Genomic DNA, 3,228 nt, shown 5'->3' on the forward strand with positions numbered 1-3,228 from the left:
TTTTTATTGAGATATGATCCTCTTATCTTTCAAAAGACAATATGTCTTTTGCGGAATTAGCACCTTCCTATTTGTATGAATAAATAGGGGTTGCTGAGGTTTCATAGGGCCGTTCCCTCCACCTCTCTGGATAAGTATTCGTTTGTAATTTGTATTATTGCATTAACGCAAGTTAATTTCAATATTTTTCTCACTATTTTTATTTTTCTTAAAACAATCTAATAAATCATTGTATTCTTATCGGAATTATGGAATAATTAGCATAACAAAACATGTTAACGGGAGGAATTTGACATGAAAGTAATCGGATTAATTGGTGGATTAAGTTGGGAATCAACGTCTCTTTATTATAAACATATTAATACACTAACTCTATCTCAGTATAATCATAATGCAAAGCTTGTTCTATATAGCATGGATTTTGGCGAAGTGACAAATTTATTACAAAATCAACAATATGAGGAAGTGCAAAATCAACTCGTTCAAGTAGCAAAAAAAATAGAGTGTTCCGGTGCAGATTGTATACTTATGTGCTCAAATACAGTACATCAATTTGCGGAAGAAGTAGAACAAGCAATCTCTATCCCCCTTCTTCATATTGGTGATGTCAGTGCTGAAGAAATTGTTGAACATGATGTGAAACGGATTGGTTTACTTGGAACAAAACAAACAATGGAACAGGACTTTTATAAAACAAGACTAGCTAATTATGGTGTTGAAACAATTATTCCGAAAAAAGATGAACGAAATTTCATTCATCATGTCATTCTTCAAGAATTGAGTAAAGGGATTATTTCACAGCAATCTAAAGTACGTTTCTTACAAATCATTCAAAAACTTATTGAAAATGGTGCAGAAGGAATTTTATTAGGTTGTACAGAAATACCGTTACTTATTTCACAGAAAGACATTTCTATTCCTGTATTTGATACTGCTTTTTTACATGCAAAAACTGCTGTACAATTCGCTGGATAATAGATAAACAACTGTATAATTTATAAGAACTCTTTAACTCTCAAAATAAATTAATATATAACAAAAGCTATCTTACAAATCATAAGATAGCTTTTTAACTCTATTATTATATGAACCAGAAAGTAATATCCTCATAAAGCCCCTGTTATAGGTAACATTGCTGCACAAGAAGTAACTTGCTCACTTTGAAACATTGGTAAATAGATTGTAACTGATGTTCCTATTCCTACCTCACTCATAATACTAATTCTTCCTTGATGACTTTCAATAATTTTATAACTGAGCATTAGTCCAATCCCAGTTCCTTTCTCTTTCGTACTATAAAAAGGTTCACCAAGTCTTTTAATTCTTTCTTCAGGAATTCCTACGCCCTCATCAACCATATTAATCGTAACTTCTTCACGCTCTGATTTTTTTACATAAATAGAGATTTCTCCTCCATTTGGCATTGCTTCAATTGAGTTTTGTAAAATATTAATAAAAACTTGTTTTAATTGATTTTCGCAGCAATCAATCATTAATTCTTTTGATTCTATATGCAGATCAATTTGAATATTTGTCATGATTGCCTTCGTGTTGATTAATGAAACGACATTTTTTAATATCGAGCAGAGGTTTTTCTTTTCAGTTGAAATGACATCAGTTTTTGCAATCGATAAAAACTCATGAAGTATAGCTTCAATTCTTTCGATTTCTGATAGCATAAGATCAAAATATTTATCTTGATCTTCTTGATTAATCTGAAATAATTGAATAAATCCTTTAATCACTGTCAATGGATTTCGGACTTCATGGGCTACCCCTGCAGCTAACTGCCCAATTGCTGCAAGTGTATCTGATTTATTCAATAACTCCTCAGTCTTTTTCCGCTCGGTAATATCTCGAACGATTATCATAATCTTATCTTGTAAGAGTGGTAAACATCTAGCTTCAAAGAAACTAACACTTCCTTTAAGTGTTAACGGATACTCAACAATAACTGTCGATTCCTTTTGTTGTACTTGATGAATTGCTTCTTGAAATTGTTGTGCTACAGGTGATGGCAAGACTTCATAAAATTTCTTCCCCATAAAGGATTCTGCAGGTACGTAAAACTTAGCTGGTGAACCTGCTTTATAGTCTATAATTGTTCCATCAGCCTCAGTTAAGAAACACAAATCAGGTAATGCTTTAAAAATAAGCTCTAACTCAGAAGTTTGCTGTTTTAATTGCTCTTCAATTCCTTTTCGATGAGTAATGTCAACTCCAACTGCCCAATAACTATAACCAGGTACTGGGAACTGCTCCGAAATATTTGACCACATGATTGTTTTTATTTCCCCATTTTTGCATGTTAAATTCATTTCCCAATCTCGAAAACTTTTTCCGCGAATCGAAAATTTCTTTTGAAGTTGTCTGCGATAACTTTCATCAGGATATAACAGTTCAAGTGCTTTGGGATTTCCAACGATTTCTTCTGCAGCATAGCCTGTTACGAGCTCGCATTCACGATTCCATAATATAAAATTCCCATTTTTATCAAGAGCATCGACCATAATGGGCATATTTTGTAAGATTGTATGTAGCTGTTCTTCTTTTTGAGAAAGTAAATGTATATTTTTTGTTTGGTTTTGAAGTTTATTCATTGCACCATCTACAATGAGATTTGAAAGCATTTCGAAGTATTTATAACAAGTACGGATGTCATTTTTAATTGCACAAACAATAAATGATCCAAGGTGTTGCTCATGTAAAAAGATAGGGATTTCAATTTTTGTAAGTTGTATATTTTCTTCTTGATTCATACCAAATGAAAAAACACATTCCATATTTTGATCAAGAAGTTGATGTGAAATGTTTGTTAATTTATAAAATTGTTCTGCCATGGTTTCTATTGTGTTCACATCAATGAGTTCCAATAGCCGCGCATTCATTCTCTTTCCACCTCTATATGTAAATTTAATACCAATTTTTACTCACGCTTCTCCATTATACGAATAATGTTCTCATAGGTATATAGCAAGAGCATAATTATTCAAATAAATTTTATTTTTCAATTAAAAATTATTTGAAATGATATATAATCTTATTAATATAAATATGTAATGATCTAAATATTCACAAATTATTCACAAATTACTTGGAAATCATATACAATTCTTCCGATATATTCTATATAATAAAATGCAATAAGGTATTCTATGAATCTCATAGAATACCTTACCCCTAATAAAAAATAAAAAAGAANACNTANGTATAGGTAGTTACTTTTTT

Annotated in this window: 2 protein-coding genes and 1 riboswitch; of the genes, one reads left to right on the forward strand and one right to left on the reverse strand. The window is 31.0% G+C overall.

What is annotated here, in order from left to right; translation table 11 throughout:
* Positions 1–19 precede the first annotated feature (19 nt).
* Positions 20–137, reverse strand: a riboswitch (SAM riboswitch).
* Positions 138–294: 157 nt separating this feature from the next.
* Positions 295–975 carry an aspartate/glutamate racemase family protein gene (locus BPMYX0001_RS24870; RefSeq protein WP_006096949.1) on the forward strand — a complete coding sequence of 227 codons (681 nt, stop codon included), beginning with the start codon at positions 295–297 and terminating at the stop codon, positions 973–975.
* A 131-nt stretch (positions 976–1,106) separates the two neighbouring features.
* On the opposite strand, the gene BPMYX0001_RS24875 is transcribed toward BPMYX0001_RS24870, so the two are convergent.
* Positions 1,107–2,888, reverse strand: a complete 1,782-nt coding sequence (locus BPMYX0001_RS24875; RefSeq protein ID WP_018780555.1) for a PAS domain-containing sensor histidine kinase — start codon at positions 2,886–2,888, stop codon at positions 1,107–1,109.
* Positions 2,889–3,228 lie beyond the last annotated feature (340 nt).

Source organism: Bacillus pseudomycoides DSM 12442 (assembly GCF_000161455.1).
Lineage (GTDB): Bacteria > Bacillota > Bacilli > Bacillales > Bacillaceae_G > Bacillus_A > Bacillus_A pseudomycoides.

Bases quoted from the DNA above. Each gene is read 5' to 3' on its own strand.
- BPMYX0001_RS24875 (WP_018780555.1), bottom strand. From the start codon at position 2,888: ATGAATGCGCGGCTATTGGAACTCATTGATGTGAACACAATAGAAACC.
- BPMYX0001_RS24870 (WP_006096949.1), top strand. From the start codon at position 295: ATGAAAGTAATCGGATTAATTGGTGGATTAAGTTGGGAATCAACGTCT.